Below are 19,945 nucleotides of genomic sequence, written 5' to 3'. Positions count from 1 at the left end.
GTTCCGGGAACGGGTGGGGCGCGGCGGGGGTTAACAGTGCCAATCCCCCCAATCACAGGAGTTACCCGTCATGGCCGACCTCGCCCAAGCCCGCGTGCTGATGATCGCGACCGACGGTTTCGAACAGGACGAATTGTTCAAGCCGCGCCAGGCCCTGCTGGACGCGGGCGCGAAGGTGACGTTGGCGTCGATCAAGACCGATCCGATCCAGGGTGTCATCAACGACAGCGAAAAGGGTCAGAGCATCACCCCCGACCTGACGCTCGACGATGTCGATACGGACGACTTCGATGCACTGGTGCTTCCGGGCGGCGTCGGCAATCCCGACAAGATGCGCCTTCAGGAGAGGGCGGTCGAGATCGTCACCGAATTCATGGGGGACGACAAGATCGTCGCGGCGATCTGCCATGCACCATGGTTGCTGGTCGAGGCGGATGTGGTCGACGGCCGGCGGATGACGAGCTGGCCGTCGGTGCGCACCGACCTCGAGAATGCCGGTGCGGATGTGGTGGACGAGGAAGTCGTCGTCGACGGCAACCTCATCACTAGCCGCAAGCCGGATGACATCCCGGCGTTCAACACGGCGATCATCGAGGCGTTGGAAGAAGAACTCGCGGACGAAAGCGAAGACGCCTGAACGTCACACGGCAGCGTGGCGTCGGATCGATAGCGCATTGATCCGGCGCTGCGCCGGTCGCTCGACCGTATGATACAGCGCGATCGACGCGACGAACACCAGGACGAGGTAGCAGGCGATTTGCCAGGGCGGGACCGATGCGCTGGCCAACGGTAGCTTGAACGCCTTCCACAGCAGGAAATGGGACAGGTAGGTCGCGTAGCTTATCTGCCCAAGATAATGGAGCATGCGACCCTCGAACGGATTGGCACGGTCGCCAGATGTCAGGGCGATCGTGAGCAGCAATCCGGAGAAGGCGGCAGGCACAGCGAGCGTTTCGGGCGCGCCCATTACCCATGCGGTGACGGCTGCGGCGGCGCACAGTGTGGCGGCGGTCACGGTCCGGCGTTCGGGCGCAAGCCATGGTCCTTGACGGCCGATGCTGGTGTTGCAGCTGTTCCGCGTACGGAGGAATATGGCGGAGAGGACCGTTCCGGCGGTGAATTCCGTGAGGCAGCGGACCAGACCATGGCGCGGGATGTCGTCCCCCAGCGATGCCGCGCCCTCCATCGCGAAATGCAATGCCGCGAGCACCGCGGCAGCAATGGCGACCAACACGATCGTGGGGAGCGTGCGCCAGTCGATTGCGCGCATCAGCAACGGAAACAGCAAATAGGCGGCAAGCTCGCAGCTGATGGACCAGGCCGGATCGTTCCAGCGCAGCGTGTCCGTGAAGCCCCAATTCTGGATCAGCAGCAGGTGGAGCGGCAGTTCCGCGAATGGAAACGCCGGATCGTTGCGGCCGGTAGCGTTGAGGATCAGCGCCAGTGCGACTGCGAAGGCGAGCATGGCCGCATGCAATGGCCAAATCCGGGCGACGCGCTTTTGCAGAAAATGCGGGATGGCGCCGGGTTCTCGCATCCGATCGTGCCAGGTCAGCCAGATGACGAAGCCCGACAAAAGGAAGAAGAAATCGACCGCCAAGTAACCCTTGGCGAACACGGCTTCCATCGCTGCGGGCAGTCCCGCGATCGATCCTCGGATATGGTACAATACGACCAGCCAGGCCGCGATACCGCGCAGGCTGGTAAGGGCGCGAAGCTCGCTCATCGCAATCAGATCGCCGGTGCAGGATCGACCCGCGGCTTGCGCATCGGGGGCCGCGCGGTTTCCGCACGTCGGCGCGCCAGATACGAATCGAGCCCGATCTGCGCGCCGATCAGCATGTAGACGAACGGCTGGAAAGCGATGGCGATGAACGCGGCACCGAGCAGGTAGACGAGATGCGCGGTCTGCAATGCCGCCGCCAGTGGTCCGGCCCAGCCGAACGCCCCTGCCGGATCGCGGTAGCGGCGGCGCAGGATCTCCATCCGCAACAGGCCGATCAGGCTGATGCTCAGCCAGATCGCCAGCCCCGGATAGCCCTGTTCGCCCAGCATTTCGAAATAGGCACTGTGATAGCCGCGCGCCTTGTCGGTCACGGCTTGGTCGGCGGTCGCGGCGGCGGGGCCGGCACCGTCCGTCTTCTTGATCTCGTAACGGATGTGGTTGCCGCGATACGCCTCGAACCCGCCGCCGAACGGATGCTGCCGGGCATAGTCCATCGTCCACTGCCATACGGCGAGGCGCGTAGAGGCGGATTCGTCCGCGTCATGGCTTTTGATCGTGCTCATCCGGTCGGTGAAGCTGGCTGGCAGGAACGGGACCGCGATCACCGCCGCCGCCCCGATCATGGTCAGGTACAGGATCTTGCGCTTGGCATTGCGCAGCGACAACAGCGCGACGAGCACGATGCAGAGCAGGCCGGTGCGCGTCGACGTGCCGATCGGGATCAGCACGCAGGCAAAAATGAGGCACAGGCAAAAGCCCTTCACCTTCCAGTCAGGCCGGAAGATGGTGCCGTAGCGCATGAACCAGCCGATCAGCGGCACGATCGCGATGGCGACCGTCGAGATGGTACTGCCTTCGTACAGGCCCGAATTGTTGTTCACCATCAGGTCGAGCTGGCCATAGCCGCCGCCGCCCGCCGCGGTCTTGATCCCGCCGACGATGATGATCGATGCGGCGGACAGGATCATGAACAGCAATAAGGCTTCGATCCGAAGCCGTGTTCGCAGGGTGAGCGGCAGGAACGCGGCGAACGCCAGGCATTTCCACACCCAGTCCCATTTGTCCTTGGCGTCCAGCGGGAAATCCGCGCCGATCGTCGTGCCCCAGCAGTACAGCAACAGCAGGACGATCAGCCCCTGTCGCGGGGTAAAGCGGCTGTCCGACTTGTCGTCCATCAACAGCCAGCCGCCGACCGCCAGCGCGACGGCGATCAACGAGATCGGCACGGTGTTGAGCAGGATATAGGTCAATCGCTGCGGCGAGACGATGTCGATATAGACATAGGCAAGCACCAGGATGAACGGCCGACGCAGCCCCATCCCGAAGATCGCGGCGAGAAATGCGACGAAGACGAGGTCACGCACCGGCGGGCGGATCCTGCGGCGTGTCCCGGCTGCGCCAGTGACGGGGCGGCGGCGCCTCCGAATCGAGATCGGGGCGTTTGAGCAGCAGCCATGCGGCGAGCAGCATCAATCCGTGGGTAAGGCCCAGCGACAGATTGTCGATCATGGTGTCGCCGCGTTCCTTTCCGCTTCGGTATAGGCGGGCAGGGGTTGATGCGGCGTTAAGTGACCGGCCCGCCGTTACTTGCGCTTGCGTGGGGAACGCGCGCAGGGGAATGCGGATTTCAGGGCGTCCCGGACGACGAACGCCGGCGCTGCGGTCGCCTTTTCGCCGCGCTTGCGCAGGTATTTGCGGACGGTGGCGACCATGTCGTTGGTCGAAGCGTGGCTTGGCGCCGGGCAGATCTGCTGTGTCTGCGACAATGTGTCGAACACGCCGATGATATAGCCGCTGCAGAAGCTGGGCAGCGGATCGTCGTCCTTGCCCCGGCATTGCTCGACGAGCTGCGCGGTGGTGAGCGAACTGACGACGACCGGCCGCTCCACCGTCACAAGCAGGGCTAGCATCAGCAGCATGGGCGGGGTCCTTTGCGCGCGCGCGTCATTCGCTGGTCGCCGCGGTCAGGTAAGGCAGTAGCCGAACGCGCGGAAACACGTCGTCCAGCGGCCGGATGTCGGGCAAGATGTAAACGATGCCGCCCTTCCGGAACAGGGGGGCGAGCGTGCCGGTGTAGAATCGGCTACCGACGTTGATGCAACCAAAGGTGATCCGGTTGTCCTCCGGGGTCGGCGACGACAGCCGTTCGATCCGACGTTCCTTCCTGTGCGTCGTAATGACGGCATGCAGCGCGACCGAATTGGCGTAATCCACCCATAGCACGCGCTGGTGTCCGAAGGCGCGGCCGAACCTCGCGACGAAACGCCCCGCCGGCGTCGTCCGTTCGGCGGGGCCGATATCGGCAAGCTCCTTGGCGCCGACGCCGGGCGATGAATCATCGCCGACGCCGACGCCCAGCAGAACGGGGACTTGCCCCCGCGGCGCCCCGGCCGCATCGAACAGGAACAGCGTCGCTGCCTGCTTGTCGATCACCGCATAGGGCAGGCCCGCATTGTCCTTCGCCGTGGCGATCCAGGCGATCATGCGCCCGGCCTGTGCCGAAGGCGGCAGCAGGACGGGCGGCGGCGTGGGCTTCGCCGCGACCGGACGTTTTCGCGACGCCGTGCCTGCCGCTGAGGCGGGGGGTGCGAGCGGGCCAAAAACGAGGCCTGCCGCAACCGCCGTGCCGATCAGGGCACGGACCAGTCCTGTCGACACGATCATGCGATCCAGCGGACCCGTCCGTCCACGCCGCCGCGGTTAGCCGCGCGGCCGGCGCTGGCGCTGCTGTGCCTGTTGCTGCATCCGCTGTTCCAGGCCATCGACGCGACCGTTGATCTGGTCGATCCGCTGGCCGTTCTGTTGCGCCTGCCCGGCGGCAGCCTGCGCCTGGGTGAGCGCCTGGCCCGAGGTACCTTCGACGGTGCGCAGGCGACCGTCCATGCCGTCGATGCGCGAATTCACCGTGGCGATCTGGTCCCGCACGAACCCCTTGGTCGCGCAACCGCCCAAGGCGGTCGATCCGGCCAGGATCATGGCGACGGCGGCGAATTTCGGAAGAGTGGAACGCATGTACAAACCTTTCGAACTTGGGTGGCGCCAGACAGCGCACGGTTGGAACGCCTGACAATCGATATAAGTCGAAACGTGTGCGCAACGCGGCAGGGGCGGCGCGCTTCGCGCGTTCGACGGCCGACCTCCGGCGACGCGACCGAATGCGGTTGACGGCCTATTAAGCGCCGGCATGACAAGGTGGACGCATGCGTATTCTCCACGTCCTCGACCACGGGCTGCCGCTGCAGAGCGGCTATACCTTTCGCACCCGCGCGATCCTGAAGGCGCAGGAACAGCGCGGCTGGGCGGTGGCGGCGGTGACCGGACCGCGCCATCACGAGGATCGCGGCGATGCCGTCGAATCGATCGACGGCCTGACCTTTCACCGGACGCGCGCGCCGCGCCGCCATGGCGCGTGGGGTGAGGTGGCCGGGATCGCCGCATTCGCGCGCCGCATCGATGCGGCGGTCGAATCCTTCCGGCCCGATATCCTTCACGCGCATTCGCCGGTGCTGGATGCGCTGGCGGCGTTGCGGGTCGCGCGGGCGCGCCGGCTGCCGCTGGTGTATGAAATCCGCGCCTTTTGGGAGGATGCCGCGGTCGGCAACGGCACGGGCGTCGAGGGTTCGGCGAAATATCGCGCGACACGGGCGCTCGAAACCTGGGCGGTTCGCCGCGCCGACGCCATCGCGGTCATCTGCGAGGGGTTGCGCGGCGACCTGATCGCGCGCGGCATCCCCGCCGACAAGATCGTGGTGTCTCCCAACGGCGTCGATCTGACGCTGTTCGGCGCACCCGCGGCGCGCGATCCGGCACTGGCGCGGGATCTGGGGCTGGAGGATGCGGAGACGGTGGGGTTCATCGGCAGCTTCTACGATTACGAAGGGCTCGACGATCTGGTCGCGAGCATGCCCGCGCTGGTCGCCGCCCGTCCCAGGGCACGGCTGCTGCTGGTCGGTGGCGGACCGATGGACGCGGCGTTGCGGGCGCAGGCGGCGGCATCGCCGGTCGCTTCGGCGATCCGTTTCGTCGGTCGCGTACCGCATACCGAGGTCGAGCGATATTATGCGCTGGTCGACGTGCTCGCCTATCCGCGCAAGGCGATGCGCCTTACCGATCTGGTGACGCCGCTGAAGCCGCTGGAGGCGATGGCGCAGGGCAAGCTGGTCGCGGCGTCGGACGTCGGCGGCCATCGCGAACTGATCCGCCACGGCGATACGGGTACGCTGTTCCGTCCGGACGATCCCGCCGCGATCGCTGCGGCGCTGGCGGCGCTGTTCGCGGATCGGGGCGATTGGGACGGGCGCCGGGCACGAGCCCGGGCGTTCGTCGAGGCGGAGCGTAACTGGTCGTCAAACATTTGTCGTTATGAGCCAATTTACCAACGGCTGATGACGGCCGCGACAGTGGATGGATCATGGCAGCGTTCTTCAGCCGACAATTGACTCTCTCCCGGTCCCCCGCCTGGATCGCGCCGGCCGGTGCCGCCCTCGCCGGGGTCGGCGCCGCAGCGCTGTTCCTGCTGCTGCCGCAAACCACGCTGGAGGATTGGGTATGGCAGAGCGGCCTGCCGGGCCTGATCGCGGTGGCGGAACCGCCGCTCGGCACGACGGCGCGGGCGGTGCTTGCGCTGGGGCTGGGGCGCTCGCCGCCGCGGTGACGTGGTCGGCGCTGTTCCTGCTGGTCGGTCCCGAGGGCCTGTTCGCGCCGAAACCTGTCGTGGACGAGGGCGTGCCGGTGTTGCGCCGCGCCGATGCCCATCCGGACGCGCCCGCTCGCAAGCCGCTGTCGGCGACCGAACTGGGCGCGCCGATGCCGCCGGAGCTGGACGATGCCGATGCTGCGACGTCGGGTGCGGTCGCGCCGCCACCACCTCCGGTCATGCAGCCGATCCCGGCCGATCTCGACATGCCGCTGGCGGCCTTTCATCCCGGCGCAGTGCCGGCTGTCCCACGTGAGCCGGTCCGCCCGGTGGCGTCGCTGCGCCCCGTCGCGCTCGCGGAGGGCGAGCGGATCGAGACGGTCGAACTTCCACGTACGCCGGCCGCATCGCCGGACGCGCCGTCGATCGAATCGCTCCTGCGCCGGTTGGAGCAGAGCACGCGACGGCCGCTCCGGGGGCCGCTCCGTGCGTGATCGGATGCATCGCTGTCCGGCAACACTTTAGAATATTGGGTATCGCTTTCGGGCTTACCGCCACTGCTTCCGTCTGTTAGCCTTCGGCGAAACAGCACGGAGAGGTTATGGCTCAGCCTGCCCCGCAAGGGCCAGCCGCGGAAACCCAGCAGGCGTCGCGCTACGCCTGGTATGTGCTGGGCATCCTGTTCGTCGTCTATGTCCTCAACTTCATCGACCGACAGGTGATCTCGATCCTGGCGGAGGACATCAAGCGTGACCTCGGCCTGAAGGACGAGGATCTCGGCTTTCTGTACGGCACCGCCTTTGGCGTATTCTACGCGTTGTTCGGCATCCCGCTCGGGCGGCTGGCGGATAGCTGGCACCGGGTGCGGCTGATGACGGTGGGGTTGGCCCTGTGGTCGACGATGACCGCCTTGTCCGGGTTCTCGCGCACGGGCGGGCAGTTGGCGGCGGCGCGGATCGGTGTTGGCGTCGGCGAAGCGACGGCGAGCCCTGCGGCCTATTCGCTGATCTCGGATTATTTCCCCAAGCGGCTGCGGGCGACGGCATTGTCGATCTATTCGGCCGGACTGTTCGTCGGCGGCGGCTGTTCGCTGTTCATCGGCGGCCTGATCGTCCAGGGCTGGAACCGTGCCTATCCGGGTGGCGGACCCTTGGGATTGGTCGGCTGGCAGGCGGCGTTCCTGGCGGTCGGTCTGCCCGGCCTGATCGTGGCGGTGTGGATCGCAACGTTGAAGGAGCCGATCCGCGGTTTGGTCGAAGGACTGCCGGAACCGGAGAAGCATCCGGCCCCGTTCCGTGCATTCTTCCAGGAATTGCTGACGATCATTCCGCCGCTGACGCTGATCGGCGCCGCCCGCGGGGGTACGCGCGCGCTCATGGTCAATTTGACCGGTCTCGCCGCGGTCGTCGCGATCGTCGCCTTGCTGATCGGACTGGGCGAGCCGAAGCCGCAATGGTTCGCCATCGGCATCGGCGTCTATGCCGTCTTTTCCTGGGCCTGTGCGCTGAAGCGCCGCGATCCCGCCACCTTCGCCCTGATCGTCGGTACGCCGGCCTTCCTCTGTACGGTCGTCGCTTATGGCCTGAACTCGTTCCTGAGCTATGCGGCGAGTTTCTGGGGAGCGCCCTACGTCCTGCGCGAACTGGGCGAAACGCCGGCGCGGGCCGGGTTGCTGCTGGGCGCCAGCGGCGCACTGGCCGGCTTTCTCGGGCTGACGATCGGCGGCATCGTCGCGGACCGGCTGCGGCGCACCGATCCGGCAGGACGACTGATCGTCGTGATCTTTGGCGCGACGGTGCCGGTGCCGTTCCTGATCGGTGCGTTCACCGCAAGCAGCGTATGGGTGTTCTACCCGTGCCTGTTCCTGTCCGGCCTGACGGCGAGCGGCGCATTGGGATCGGCGGCGGCGACGACGCAGGATCTGGTCTTGCCGCGAATGCGGGGAACGGCAACGGCGACCTTCTTCATCGGCACCACGTTGATGGGGCTGGCCATGGGGCCATATCTCGCCGGTCGTATCTCGACGCTGTCGGGCAGTCTGTCGATCGGGATGTTGTCGCTGCTAGCGGTGATGCCGATCACGCTAGGCTGCGCGATCGCTGCCTACCGGCTGGTGCCGGACGCGGAGGCGTCGCGAGAGGCCCGCGCCCGCGCTGCCGGGGAGCCGATCTGACTTTCCGGGCGGGGCGCTTGCCCGGCTTGGTCCGGTGCTCCCGCCCATGCAGGAGCACCGGCGGGTTCAGGCGGCGGTAAAGACGCCGCAGGCGATCCGGCCGCCACTGTTGCCCGACGGATCCGTCATCAGGTCGTCCGCGCCGGTGTGGACGACGATCGCGGCACCATCGGCATCGAGCAGCCCGGCCATGGTCGCGCCCGGCACGGTCACGCCCAGGGTTCCGCGACCGTCCGACCCGACCGTCAGGTTCGGCAGGTCGCCTTCATGCGGACCCTGGGGGTTCATGCTGCCATGCTTCATCGTCGTCGGGTTCCAGTGACCGCCCGCGGTGGTGAAATCGGGCGCGTCACAGCGTCCAGTCGTGTGAATGTGCGCGCCGTGCATGCCGGCCGGCAGACCCTTCACGTCGAGCGTGTAGCGGATGCCGCCGGCGACTTCGGTCGCCGTGGCCCGGCCGGCATCGATGCCGGTGCCGGTCTTCAGCATCGCCGTGGCACGCGCGCCGCCGGCGGTCGGCGAACCCACCGCCACGTCCTCGGACTGGGTGCAGGCGGCGAGTGACAAAGCGGACAGGCCGGCGAGGACGAAGATGGCACGCATGAAGTTTCTCCCTGTAATAGCTTACGAACCCGGCATGGCCGCCGCAGGTTCCAGCGACCACCGGGCGACCGGTTCGTAGGTGGCGCCCGAACGGCCGAGATGGCTTTGATAGAGCAGGATATGCGGCATCGTGAAGACGGCGCTGGACAGCCCGGCGTGTACCGCCAGCCAGCTTGCGATCTCGGGCGCCATGCCGGCGGCACGGGGCAGGCGGGCGAGTGTGATGTGGGGCAGATAGGCCCTGCGTTCCGGAGGCAGCCCGGCGCGGATACAGGCCTGGTCGACCTTGCGGGCGAGGTGGCGCAACATGTCATGCGGCGCCAGTGCAGCCCACAACGTGTCCGTGCGCCCCTTGTGGTCGAAGCGGCCCACGCCGGCGATCCGCACCGTCGGCGCTTCCGCGCGGATGGCGGCGAGGGCGGCCGCGATATCCTCCGCCTGCGGGCGATCGACCTCGCCGATGAACCGTAACGTGCAATGCAATTGCTCGTCGTCCTGCCAGCGTGCTGACGGCACGCCGCCCATCGCATCCATCAGAATTTGGCGGATCATCGGTAGTGGACGCAGGGCAACGAAAAGGCGCATGATGCTGGAAACCATCCTTTGTAATGTTCTGTTGCCTGGGACGGAAGCACGCGCCGGTTTCGCTTGAAAACGATGGGGCGCAGGCCGATATTTCGATCATCCGACATCTGGTCGGCAAAGGAGTTTTGGATACCATGGCTAACTGGTCTGACCCCCGGCCGAGCGCCGCGCCGTTCGGGGCCACGCGCACCGACGCAGCGCGCAGCAGCGCGTACGATGCGGGTCTGCGCTCGTACATGCTGTCGGTCTACAATTACATGGGCTCCGGCGTGCTTCTCACGGGCATCGTCGCGCTGCTGTTCGCATGGGGCGGGGCGTCGTCGCCGGCTGCCCAGGTATTCATGGGCGGCGGCATCCTGCGCTATGTCCTGATGTTCGCGCCCCTTGGCGTGGTGTTCGCGATGAGCTTCGGCCAGGGTCGGATGAAGACGTCGACCCTGCAGATGCTCTTCTGGGCCTTTGCGGTGCTGATGGGCCTGTCGCTGTCGACCATCTTCCTGGTCTACAGCGGAACCTCGATCGCCGGCGCCTTCTTTGCGACCGCGGCGGGCTTCGCCGGGTTGAGCCTGTACGGCTACACCACGAAGAAGGATCTGTCGGCACTCGGCACGTTCCTCATCATCGGCCTCGTCGGTCTGATCGTCGCAAGCCTGATCAATATGTTCCTGCAGTCGGGGATCATGCAGCTGGTGATCAGTGCGGTCGGCGTGCTGATCTTCGCCGGCCTCACCGCGTATGACACGCAGCGTACCAAGAGCCTCTACTTCGAGGTTGCGGGTACGGACATGGTCGGCAAGGCCGTCATCATGTCGGCGCTGGCCCTGTACCTCGACTTCATCAACATGTTCCTGTTCATCCTGCGTTTGTTCGGCGCCCAGCGCGACTAAGTTCGACCGACGTACGTTAATGCTGGGAGCCCGGTGGCCGATGCCGCCGGGCTCTTTTTTGCTTGCTCCCATCGCTCCCGAAGCCAGGAACACACGCTCATGCGGCTCTCGATCGCCGTCGATCTGGACTATGCCATCATCGGCCCGCCGGCCGACGTGCTGATGCAAATCGAGGTTGCGGCGATGCCGGACCAGCGCATCGTCTCCGAAGTGCTGAATATCTGGAGCGACAATCCGATCGCCGCGGTGCGTGGCGAGGACGGGATCGGCCAGCGCTGCTGGATCCGCGCCGACAATTGGCTGAAGGCGGAATATCGCGCGACCGTCGATGTCGTGCGTGAGGCGGTCGATCTGGGGTCGCTGCGACCGACGCCGGCGCGCGCGCTGGACGGTGCGCTGGTCCCCTACCTGCTGCCGAGCCGTTATTGTCAGTCGGACCGTCTGGAAGGGTTCGTCCAACGCCAGTTCGGCACGCTGCGGGGTGGGGCCCTCGCCGCCGCGATGGCGGACTGGGTCGCGGAATCGCTCGATTATCGCTCCAATACCAGCAGTGGCGAGACGACTGCGCTCGATACGTTCGCAAGCCGATCGGGCGTCTGCCGCGATTATTCCCATCTGCTGGTCGCATTGGCACGTGCAGGGGAAATTCCGGCGCGCTGCGTCGCTGCCTACGCACCGGGGGTCGACCCGCCTGATTTCCACGCCGTGGCGGAACTGTGGCTGGACGGCGCCTGGCGACTGGTCGACGCGACCCGCATGGCCCCGGCGGAATCGATCGCTCGGGTATGCGTCGGTCGTGATGCGACGGACATCGCGTTCATGACCGTGTTCGGTACCGCGCAGTTTGTCCGCCAGACCGTACGGGTCACACGGGTGTGATGGTGATGGCGTGGCCACAGGAACGGAAACGATCCAGCAATCGTTCTGTCCCTGTAACCATAGGAGGGTGTCACCATGACCAGTATCGACGAGAAGGCACTGGACAGCCTGTCGGTCGCGCCGAACGCCAGCAACCAGGAGCGTAACCCGCGCCAGGATGCCGGCCAGGACAAGTCGATCAACAAGCGTTTGGAAAAGAACCCGGAAAGCTCCGATGCGCGGCTGGATGCAGGGTTGGACGAATCGATGGACGCAAGCGATCCGCCGTCGTCCACCCAGCCGGTGCATAATCATGGCCCGGCGCCGTCATCCGGATATGACGAGGAGGCCGAGCGAAATCGGCAGCAATAGGTCCGGTTGAACGGCATGAACGGCGGTCCCTGACGGGGCCGCCGTTGTCATATGCTACGAAGATGAATGTTGCGGCAAAGCCGCAGGCGCTGGTGTTTGCGACCAAATGAGTGCGGTCCCTCGTATTGGTTGTTGCGGTGCAGCAGCTTTCATGATGCTTTGATGACTATCGGGCGATGGCGTTAAGGCGGCTGTTAACCATCTTGTGCCATGGTCCCGACAGTGTTCACTGGCGGGCGGGGTGACGGACATGGGTTCCAGGATGAAACCGGCAGAAGGCGCGATGACGCTCGCCGAGATGAAGGAATTCGCGAGCTTTCCGGCCGCGACGCAGCGCTATATCCGGCGCAGCCTGGACATCGGTCTGGACCGCGACGATGCGATGATGCGCTGGTCCCGCGATGTCGTCGAAGCGGCGAGTATCCGCGCGCAGGCGCGGCTCTATCGTGCCTTGCCGGACCTGCGGCTGCTCGTCCCGGACGATGCCGACCTTGCTGCGGTCGAACCGTTCCTTGCGCCGTTGGTGACGTTGGTCGGGTTCGACCTGGGGCAGGGGCGCCTGACCAGCTTTTCCGCCTTTCGCTTCCTGTACGAACGTCTGATCGGCGCGGAAGCCCGGCCGTGGTTGCCGAGCGCTTTTTGCGCCGCTGCGGCATTGCCCCACCTGCATCCAGAACTACGTCGCCAGCTCCTCCAATCCATCAGCGAAGCTGCGGCGACCGCATCGGGCTGGTCAAATCGGCGTCCGGCGTTTTTCCCTCATTGGGTAGAAAAGGTGGACAACGGGTCCGCGGCTCTGCCGCATTGACCCTTCAAAGCACAGCTGCGCGAAATTACCGGCATGCGCGCCAGCCCGCGCTACCTCGGTTCGCCTGATCCAAGTGCAAGTGATCGCGATGAGCGGCGTTGTAATCCGGCGATAGTGTCGTTGCGAACAGCTTGCAGGCGCCATCGCGCACGTCGCGCAAGAACGCCGCCTTGGCGCCCTGCCCGTTCCAATCGCCCATCACTGTAATGCGCGTTCCGTCCGCCAGACGGAAACCAGCGATGTCGATTGCGTCGGCGGTGGAATGCTCGCTCCAGGTTCCAGCATCCCGTCCGTAAATCCTTCGGCAGGCATAGCTACCGAAATGGTCGATGCTCGTCACCCTGCTGCCAAAATGCTTCTGCGCGGCCGGTTGCGCCACGTTCCATTCCCAGGATGCGAGCGCCGCCGCGACGGGGCAGGCGACGCCAAGGTTTGCCGGTCGAAAGTCGATCCGCCGGGCCCCGCCCTGGACGAACCGCACGCCATCGGCATAGCCGCAACGTTCTCCGTCATCGCGGGGGGGCAATATGAGGTAGTTTACGCCCGCCGAGGTGAGCAGCGCCCGACATTGCGGAAAATTCGCGGTTAGTGCGCCAAGCTTGCGGCCGGTGAACAGGCCGATCGGCTCGCCGAGATCCAACGGCGTCCATGGCAGGTCCTGCGGTCTGTCCTTTGCCAACGCCCACAGCAGAAATGCCGCCGCGCCAGTCGCCAGCACGGCGGTGATCCAGCCGATCATGCGACGCAGCATCTTCACGGCACCGCCCCGATCACCCGCGCATCGCTGCGCTCATCGGCTCTGCGGTCACCGGATAACCCAGATCGTCCGGGATGCAGAGATACGGCACCCCGTCGCGATCCTCGGTAAAAGGCGTGATGACGCGCACGGGATGGCCACAGGCTTGCGCGACCGCCTCGTCATAACTCGCGAACAGCGCCAGTCGTTCGAGGTTGCGGCGCGTGGGATAGATGATCGTCGCCAGACCCGCGTCCGCATCGACGAGCAGGTCGGCAGCGGTCGTCCACGTCAGCCGAACGTTCTCGGTCGCGTCGACGGTGGCATGGGCCTGTACCGGCGCGCGCGCGAGGAAGAACAGCGTATCGAAGATGCGCATGTTCGGGTGATCGGGCAACCAGCGCGCGAACGGCACGAGCTGGTCGAGCGCGAGCGTAATCCCCTCATCCGCCAGAATTGCGCCAAACGGCCTGCCATCGTGCAAGTGGTCGCGGATGACGGCGAGGCGATCCGCCGATGGCTCGGGAAACAGGCCGACCGCAACACCGGCTTCCTCGATCGTTTCGCGGATCGCCGCGACCTTGGCGGCCACGTCATCACCGGCGTCGACCTGCTCGGCCAGCGCGTGGTCACCAGGGTCGATCCGCCCGCCCGGAAACACCATCGCGCCACCGGCGAAGGCCATGGCCTTCGCACGTTCGACCATCAACAATTCGGGCGGTCCGTCGGCGCGATCGCGAATCAGGACGAGGGTTGCGGCAGGGATCGGTTCATGAAGCATGATCCGCTGTAACGCGCTGCCGCCGTGTTGGTCGCGCTAATGATGACGGGAAGCGGGGTGGTGGTGGAGCTGAGGGGAATCGAACCCCTGACCTCTGCAGTGCGATTGCAGCGCTCTCCCATCTGAGCTACAGCCCCGCACCCCGACCGGGCTGTGCCCGAGAGGGCCGCCATTAGCGGCCTCGTGATACGGATGCAACAGGGTGCGATCGGCACCGCGACAAAATCTCTGCGACGAACCGTCCGCCTTCCGGCACGCAATGTCGTTGCGATCGCCCAACAATCGGAACGAAGCGGCGTTTTGTCCTTTGATAGCCACGGAGCAGGGACGTGCGAAACGACACGCCCCGCACCCGCAGGACGATCATGCAGGAGACGATCATGGGCTACGAACGCTATCCACGCGGTACCAACCCTCAGGGCGACTATTACGGGCGCACCGATCCGCAGGATTACGGCCGCGACTACGGTTCCGGTCGCGACTACAGCTATTCCAGCGCGCGCGACTATCAGGCCGCCGGCCAAGGCGGCGACCATGATCGGCAGGCTTATGGCGGCCGCGATTACGGCAACCAGCGCTATGGACAGCGCGACCAGCAGCGCAATGACAGCGGGCGCGACTATTATGGTGGACGCAGCGCCAGCTACGACCGGGACGACCAGAGCCGCGGTTACGCCGATCGCGGTCGCTACGGTGCCGATGCGGGCCGCGGACAGGAGCGCGAATATCACGGCAGCTACGGTTCGGGCAGCCGTCGTTTCGAAGACCATGGTCGTTACGCGCACGCTGACGACGACAATTATCGCGGCGGCAGTCAGGGCTCGCAACAGGATTATGGCCGTCAGCGGCAGCAGGGCTATGGCCGGCAACCGCAGGGTTACGATTACGACGATCGCGGTTTCTTCGCGCGCGCGGGTGATGAAGTCCGTTCCTGGTTCGGGGATGAGGACGCCGAACGCCGCCGCGAATATGATTCGCGGATGGACGATCGCTACGACAACGATCGGGACGACGATTATCACAGCTGGCGTCGGGGTCAGATCCAGTCGCTGGATCGGGATTACGACGAATACCGGCGCGAGAACCGGTCGAAGTTCCACAACGAATTCGGTGCATGGCGTTCGACGCGCCAGACCCAGCGTGACGCGCTGAATGCTGTCGAAGAGCATATGGATGTCGTCGGATCCGACGGCGAGCATGTCGGAACGGTCGACAAGGTCCGTGGCGATCGCATCCTGCTCACCAAGAACGATGCCGACGCCGGCGGCCGCCATCACTCGATTCCGTCAAGCTGGCTGCAAACCGTCGACAGCAAGGTTACGCTGAGCAAGTCGGCGGCGGACGCCAAGAAGGCATGGCGCGATGAGGAGCGCAACCAGGCCATGTTCGGTGACGAGAGCAGCGATCGCACGCGTTATGGACAGGCAAACAGCCAATCGTCGGCATCTGCGACCGGCAGTCAATCGACTGCGAGCAGCGCCACCACCGGAGACAAGACGCTCAACAAGAGCTTCTCCGGAACATATTGAATTCGGCTGAAACGCCGGATCACGAAAGGCTCGGGAGCACTCCCGGGCCTTTTTCGTTGCGACATGCAACTGATATGGCCAAGTTGCGACCACATCAGCAGGAGAAGTGACAATGGCACGTGCGTGGACCCTCACATCCAGGCCGCAGGGCATGCCGACGATGGACAATTTCGCGCTGGTCGATCTCGGCGCGCGCGACCTGAAGGACGGCGAGGTTCGCATCGCCAACAGCTGGTTGTCGGTCGACCCGTACATGCGCGGGCGTATGAACGACGTGAAGAGCTATACGCCGCCATTCGAGCTCGGCGCGCCGATGCAGGGCGGAGCGATCGGCGAGGTGATCGAGAGCCGTTCGGACAAGTTCAAGCAAGGAGATACGGTTCAGCATTTCGCCGGCTGGCGCGACGAAGCGGTTCTGCCTGCCGACCAGGTCCAGCCGTTACCGCAGATCGACGTCGACCCGCAGGCCTTTCTGGGCCAGCTCGGTATGCCGGGAATGACCGCCTATTTCGGCCTGCTGGAAGTCGCCGGTGCCAAGGAAGGTGATACCGTGTTCGTATCCGCTGCGGCTGGTGCGGTTGGGTCGACGGTGGTGCAGATCGCCAAGGCGAAGGGCTGCCGCGTGATCGGATCGGCCGGTGGCCCGGAAAAGTGCGCCTGGGTGGAATCGCTGGGCGCCGATGCGGTGATCGATTACAAGGGTGGTACCCCTGTGGTGAAGGCATTGGGCGAGGTCGCGCGTAACGGAATCGACGTGTATTTCGACAACGTGGGGGGCGAGCATCTCGACGCAGCGCTGGCGCACGGTAATCAGGGTGCGCGCTTTGCGATCTGCGGAATGATCGACGTCTACAACAGCGGCAAGGCGACCGAGCTACGCTACCTTGCGCGTCTGATCGGCATGCGGATGCGTGTGCAGGGCTTCATCGTCAGCGACTATATGGACCGGGCTGCGGAGTTCTACCGCGACATGGGCGGTTGGCTGAAGGATGGCAGATTGCAGCGCAACGAGACGGTGTTCGACGGGATCGATGCGATGCCGGATGCGTTCCTGGGCCTATTCACGGGCGGTAACACGGGCAAGATGTTGGTCCGGGTCTAAGTCCTTCGTCCGCATGTATCCGCCTCCACGGATGCATGCGGACCCGATGTCCGCGGTGGTGACGGCGAGGCAGAAGGGGTGGCCGGTTCCGATCGAACCCTGCGGCCTAAAGATGATCGCCGATAGGTCGAACTTTGTGATCGTTTAGATGCTGGCCGGGATCCGGCAGCAGATATGCCGATACGAAGTAGGGCGATGACCCGGCGCTTCGTCGCCAAGCCGTACGTCAGACCTAAACACTGAATACTGGGCATTCAATAAAAACCCCTCCCGCTCAGATGAGCGGGAGGGGTTCGTCATATGCATCAGGCGCCGAAGGTGCGTTGCCACCATCCCCGGCGAGGCGCGTCGCCATCGCCTGGCTGCGCGTCGTCGGCCGAAGCGCTATCGTCCTGTGCCACCATCCCCGAAGCTTGCGGCTCGGCAGCGGGCTCTTCGGCCGGCGTCGTTACCTCTGCGGGAGCAGTGTCGGCCGCGGCAGGTTTGCGGGTCCGGCGGCGTTTCGGCTTGTCCTCGGCTACCGGAGCATCGGCAACCGGCACGTCCACGACCGCTTCCTCGGCGGCAGGAGCCGGGGCTGCCTTCTTGCGGGTACGCTTCGGCTTGGCTGCCGGCGCATCTGCTCCGGGGGCGGGCGCCTGTTCCTCGACCGGCGCCGAAACCGCCGCCGACGCTTCTACGGCCGGAGCCGCAGCGCGGGCGCGGGGACGACGGCGGGTCTTGGGCGCTTCGACCGGCGCATCTTCCTGCGTCGTGGCGGGGGCAGGGGCATCGAGACCAGTGGTCACCGGGCCCGCATCGCCGGCCTCGGCGATCGGCTCGCGTTCGGCATCGTCGCCCTGATCGTCTGCCGCACCCTGATCTTCCGCCGGGAATTGCGGATCGTTGGCGCCTTCGGCCTCCATGCCCTCCGGCTGACGGCGGCCACCACGGCGACCGCGACGGCCACGGCGGCGGCGGCCCTCACCCTGCGGCTGCTCGCCGACGAACTCGGTGCTCCCGCCTTCGCCGACTTCGGGGGCGTCGACGTCGCTACCGGCGTCCGCGTCGGTGCCGTCGCCCTCGACGGTGTCGCCCTCGGCCTCGTCCTGGACGTCGCCGTTTTCGTCCTTGCGACCGCGCCGACCACGACGGCGGCGACGACGGCCACGACCACGCCCTTCGCCCTCGTCGTCGCCACGCTCTTCGCGTCCTTCGGGACGGCGACCGCCTTCGCGACCTTCGCGCTGCGGCTGTTCCTCGGCCTCCTCGACGATCTCGTCCTCTTCCTCGTCCTCGATCTCCTCGGGGACATCGTCGTAATCCTCCTCGATCAGCGCTTCGATGCGCGGCGCATAAGCCGGCGGCGGACCGCTGGCCTCCACCGACATGCGTGCGCCCTCTTCCTCGCGATCGGGGATGATCTCGACCTGGACGCCGTAGCGTTCCTCGATCTCGGCGATGTCCGCGCGCTTGCGGTTGAGGACGTAGATCGTCGCTTCCTGGCTGGCACGCAGCGTGAGGAGCGAGCCGCGACCGCGAGCCGCTTCGTCCTCGATCATGCGCAGCGCCGACAATCCTGCCGACGACGCGGTGCGGACGAGGCCGGTACCCTCGCAATGCGGGCAGGCGCGGGTGGACGCTTCGAGCACGCCGGTGCGCAGGCGCTGGCGGCTCATCTCCATCAGGCCGAACGACGAGATGCGACCGACCTGAATGCGGGCGCGATCGTCCTTCAGCGCTTCCTTCATCGCCTTCTCGACCTTCCGGACATTGGAATTGTTATCCATGTCGATGAAGTCGATGACGACGAGACCGGCCATGTCGCGCAGGCGCAACTGGCGGGCGATTTCCTTGGCCGCTTCCAGATTGGTCGCGGTGGCGGTCTGTTCGATATTGTGTTCGCGGGTCGAACGGCCGGAGTTGATGTCGATCGACACCAGCGCTTCGGTCGGGTTGATGACCAGGTAGCCGCCCGACTTCAGCTGCACCACGGGGTGGTACATCGCGGCGAGCTGATCCTCGACGTGCGCGCGCTGGAACAGCGGCACCGCATCGGCATATTGCTTGATGCGCCGGCCGTGGCTGGGCATCAGCAGCTTCATGAATTCCTTGGCGTGGAGGTAGCCTTCCTCGCCCTCGACGATCACCTCGTCGATGTCCTTGTTGTAGATGTCGCGGATCGCGCGCTTGATGAGGTCGCTGTCGCCATAGATCAGCGCCGGCGCGGCGGAGCCAAGGGTCGCTTCGCGGATCCCGTCCCACAGGCGGGCGAGGTAATCGAAATCGCGCTTGATCTCGACCTTCGTACGCTGAAGCCCGGCAGTGCGGACGATGCAGCCCATCGACGGCGGCAGCTGCATGTCGGCCATGATCGACTTCAGGCGCTTGCGATCGGCGGCGTTGCTGATCTTGCGGCTGATCCCGCCGCCATGCGACGTGTTGGGCATCAGCACGCAGTAACGGCCGGCGAGGCTGAGGTAGGTGGTCAGCGCCGCACCCTTGTTGCCGCGCTCTTCCTTGACGACCTGCACCAGCAGCACCTGACGGCGGCGGATGACATCCTGAATCTTGTAGCGGCGGCGCAGGTTCATGCGGCGCTGGCGCAGCGCCTCCACCTGATCGTCATTCGCCGTGCGCGGCTTCTTCGACGTGCCGTCCGAGGTACCAGCGTCGCTGCCGGCATCGTCATGCTCCGCATCGTCGTCGCCGTGATCGGCGTCGTCGTAATCGTCGTGGTCGTCGCCGTCATGTTCGGCATGATCGTCGTCGTCGCTGTCGTGTTCGGCGCGCAGCGCGGCTTCCTCGGCGGCATGCTCCGCTTCCTCGCGGAGCAGCGCATCGCGGTCTTCCTTGGGGATCTGATAGTAATCCGGGTGGATTTCACTGAACGCCAGGAAGCCGTGGCGATTGCCACCGTAGTCTACGAACGCCGCCTGGAGCGACGGCTCGACGCGCGTCACCTTGGCGAGGTAGATATTTCCCTTGAGCTGCTTGCGCTCGGCACTCTCGAAATCGAACTCTTCGATCCGGTTATTCTTGACGACGGCGACCCGGGTCTCTTCCCGGTGGCGTGCGTCGATCAGCATACGCGTGGTCATTGGATAGTCTCCGCGCGCGTGGCGCTCCTGCGGGAGGCCCTGACAGGGCTGGTCCGGAGGGCGCGCATG

22 protein-coding genes and 1 tRNA gene are annotated in these 19,945 nt (G+C 65.7%); 11 read left to right on the top strand and 12 right to left on the bottom strand.

Annotated features, from left to right (window positions below):
• Nucleotides 1-70: 70 nt before the first annotated feature.
• Nucleotides 71-637: a type 1 glutamine amidotransferase domain-containing protein gene (locus GTH33_RS16345; RefSeq protein ID WP_163959307.1), complete on the top strand. Its 567-nt coding sequence runs from the start codon at nt 71-73 to the stop codon at nt 635-637.
• Between the two features lie 3 nt (nt 638-640).
• Here the strand turns inward: GTH33_RS16345 and GTH33_RS16340 are convergent, their stop codons facing one another.
• The 6 genes from GTH33_RS16340 to GTH33_RS16320 all read right to left on the bottom strand — a co-directional run bounded on the left by GTH33_RS16340 (nt 641) and on the right by GTH33_RS16320 (nt 4,738).
• Entirely contained in the window at nt 641-1,726 is a 1,086-nt protein-coding gene (locus tag GTH33_RS16340; RefSeq protein WP_163959306.1) for an acyltransferase family protein, read from the bottom strand.
• Between the two features lie 5 nt (nt 1,727-1,731).
• Nucleotides 1,732-3,090: a putative O-glycosylation ligase, exosortase A system-associated gene (locus tag GTH33_RS16335; protein WP_163959305.1), complete on the bottom strand. Its 1,359-nt coding sequence runs from the start codon at nt 3,088-3,090 to the stop codon at nt 1,732-1,734.
• Nucleotides 3,083-3,235, bottom strand: coding sequence for a hypothetical protein (locus tag GTH33_RS17940; RefSeq protein ID WP_166753062.1), 153 nt, complete (start codon nt 3,233-3,235; stop codon nt 3,083-3,085). Before GTH33_RS17940 ends, GTH33_RS16335 begins: the two co-directional genes overlap by 8 nt.
• 74 nt (nt 3,236-3,309) lie before the next feature.
• The gene (locus GTH33_RS16330; protein ID WP_163959304.1) at nt 3,310-3,645 is read right to left on the bottom strand and encodes a Rap1a/Tai family immunity protein; all 336 of its coding nucleotides are present in this window, start codon (nt 3,643-3,645) and stop codon (nt 3,310-3,312) included.
• 25 nt (nt 3,646-3,670) lie between these two features.
• The gene (locus tag GTH33_RS16325; protein ID WP_163959303.1) at nt 3,671-4,390 is read right to left on the bottom strand and encodes a hypothetical protein; all 720 of its coding nucleotides are present in this window, start codon (nt 4,388-4,390) and stop codon (nt 3,671-3,673) included.
• A gap of 36 nt (nt 4,391-4,426) precedes the next feature.
• Nucleotides 4,427-4,738 carry a hypothetical protein gene (locus tag GTH33_RS16320; protein ID WP_243848138.1) on the bottom strand — a complete coding sequence of 104 codons (312 nt, stop codon included), beginning with the start codon at nt 4,736-4,738 and terminating at the stop codon, nt 4,427-4,429.
• Nucleotides 4,739-4,926: 188 nt separating this feature from the next.
• Between GTH33_RS16320 and GTH33_RS16315 the strand changes: the two genes are divergently transcribed.
• From GTH33_RS16315 to GTH33_RS16305, 4 genes are all read left to right on the top strand, one after another.
• A complete protein-coding gene (locus GTH33_RS16315; protein WP_163959302.1) occupies nt 4,927-6,165 on the top strand; it encodes a TIGR04063 family PEP-CTERM/XrtA system glycosyltransferase in 1,239 nt (412 codons plus the stop codon).
• Nucleotides 6,138-6,380 (top strand): hypothetical protein, encoded by a 243-nt coding sequence (locus GTH33_RS18230; protein ID WP_249054928.1) that lies wholly within the window; start codon nt 6,138-6,140, stop codon nt 6,378-6,380. Before GTH33_RS16315 ends, GTH33_RS18230 begins: the two co-directional genes overlap by 28 nt.
• Entirely contained in the window at nt 6,377-6,856 is a 480-nt protein-coding gene (locus GTH33_RS16310) for a hypothetical protein (protein ID WP_249054927.1), read from the top strand. Before GTH33_RS18230 ends, GTH33_RS16310 begins: the two co-directional genes overlap by 4 nt.
• A 107-nt stretch (nt 6,857-6,963) precedes the next feature.
• Nucleotides 6,964-8,535, top strand: coding sequence for a spinster family MFS transporter (locus GTH33_RS16305; RefSeq protein WP_163959301.1), 1,572 nt, complete (start codon nt 6,964-6,966; stop codon nt 8,533-8,535).
• 66 nt (nt 8,536-8,601) lie between these two features.
• Here GTH33_RS16305 and GTH33_RS16300 read toward each other — a convergent pair whose 3' ends face one another.
• Both GTH33_RS16300 and thpR read right to left on the bottom strand, forming a co-directional pair.
• On the bottom strand, nt 8,602-9,138 hold the full coding sequence (locus GTH33_RS16300; protein WP_163959300.1) for a superoxide dismutase family protein: 537 nt from the start codon (nt 9,136-9,138) through the stop codon (nt 8,602-8,604).
• Nucleotides 9,139-9,159: 21 nt separating this feature from the next.
• Nucleotides 9,160-9,726, bottom strand: a complete 567-nt coding sequence (gene thpR / locus GTH33_RS16295) for an RNA 2',3'-cyclic phosphodiesterase (RefSeq protein ID WP_163960186.1) — start codon at nt 9,724-9,726, stop codon at nt 9,160-9,162.
• 131 nt (nt 9,727-9,857) lie between these two features.
• Between thpR and GTH33_RS16290 the strand changes: the two genes are divergently transcribed.
• The 4 genes from GTH33_RS16290 (at nt 9,858) to GTH33_RS16275 (ending at nt 12,648) form a co-directional block, all read left to right on the top strand.
• Nucleotides 9,858-10,610: a Bax inhibitor-1/YccA family protein gene (locus GTH33_RS16290; protein WP_163959299.1), complete on the top strand. Its 753-nt coding sequence runs from the start codon at nt 9,858-9,860 to the stop codon at nt 10,608-10,610.
• A gap of 99 nt (nt 10,611-10,709) precedes the next feature.
• Nucleotides 10,710-11,489, top strand: coding sequence for a transglutaminase-like domain-containing protein (locus GTH33_RS16285; protein ID WP_163959298.1), 780 nt, complete (start codon nt 10,710-10,712; stop codon nt 11,487-11,489).
• A 75-nt stretch (nt 11,490-11,564) separates the two neighbouring features.
• A complete protein-coding gene (locus GTH33_RS16280; protein ID WP_163959297.1) occupies nt 11,565-11,840 on the top strand; it encodes a hypothetical protein in 276 nt (91 codons plus the stop codon).
• Nucleotides 11,841-12,090: 250 nt separating this feature from the next.
• On the top strand, nt 12,091-12,648 hold the full coding sequence (locus GTH33_RS16275; protein WP_163959296.1) for a hypothetical protein: 558 nt from the start codon (nt 12,091-12,093) through the stop codon (nt 12,646-12,648).
• Nucleotides 12,649-12,673: 25 nt separating this feature from the next.
• Here GTH33_RS16275 and GTH33_RS16270 read toward each other — a convergent pair whose 3' ends face one another.
• From GTH33_RS16270 to GTH33_RS16260, 3 genes are all read right to left on the bottom strand, one after another.
• Nucleotides 12,674-13,387, bottom strand: a complete 714-nt coding sequence (locus GTH33_RS16270) for an extensin-like domain-containing protein (protein ID WP_163959295.1) — start codon at nt 13,385-13,387, stop codon at nt 12,674-12,676.
• A 31-nt stretch (nt 13,388-13,418) separates the two neighbouring features.
• Nucleotides 13,419-14,165 (bottom strand): NUDIX hydrolase, encoded by a 747-nt coding sequence (locus GTH33_RS16265; protein WP_163959294.1) that lies wholly within the window; start codon nt 14,163-14,165, stop codon nt 13,419-13,421.
• A gap of 61 nt (nt 14,166-14,226) precedes the next feature.
• Nucleotides 14,227-14,302 (bottom strand) — tRNA-Ala (locus GTH33_RS16260).
• 192 nt (nt 14,303-14,494) lie between these two features.
• Between GTH33_RS16260 and GTH33_RS16255 the strand changes: the two genes are divergently transcribed.
• Both GTH33_RS16255 and GTH33_RS16250 read left to right on the top strand, forming a co-directional pair.
• Nucleotides 14,495-15,694 carry a DUF2171 domain-containing protein gene (locus GTH33_RS16255; protein WP_249054924.1) on the top strand — a complete coding sequence of 400 codons (1,200 nt, stop codon included), beginning with the start codon at nt 14,495-14,497 and terminating at the stop codon, nt 15,692-15,694.
• A 112-nt stretch (nt 15,695-15,806) separates the two neighbouring features.
• A complete protein-coding gene (locus tag GTH33_RS16250) occupies nt 15,807-16,796 on the top strand; it encodes an NADP-dependent oxidoreductase (protein WP_163959293.1) in 990 nt (329 codons plus the stop codon).
• A gap of 305 nt (nt 16,797-17,101) precedes the next feature.
• Here the strand turns inward: GTH33_RS16250 and GTH33_RS16245 are convergent, their stop codons facing one another.
• On the bottom strand, nt 17,102-19,864 hold the full coding sequence (locus tag GTH33_RS16245; protein ID WP_163960182.1) for an Rne/Rng family ribonuclease: 2,763 nt from the start codon (nt 19,862-19,864) through the stop codon (nt 17,102-17,104).
• Nucleotides 19,865-19,945 lie beyond the last annotated feature (81 nt).

The sequence above is a fragment of the Sphingomonas insulae genome (genome assembly GCF_010450875.1).
Taxonomy (GTDB): domain Bacteria; phylum Pseudomonadota; class Alphaproteobacteria; order Sphingomonadales; family Sphingomonadaceae; genus Sphingomonas; species Sphingomonas insulae.
The sequence above is the reverse complement of the archived record's forward strand: the minus strand, read 5'-3'. Positions and strand labels throughout refer to the sequence as shown.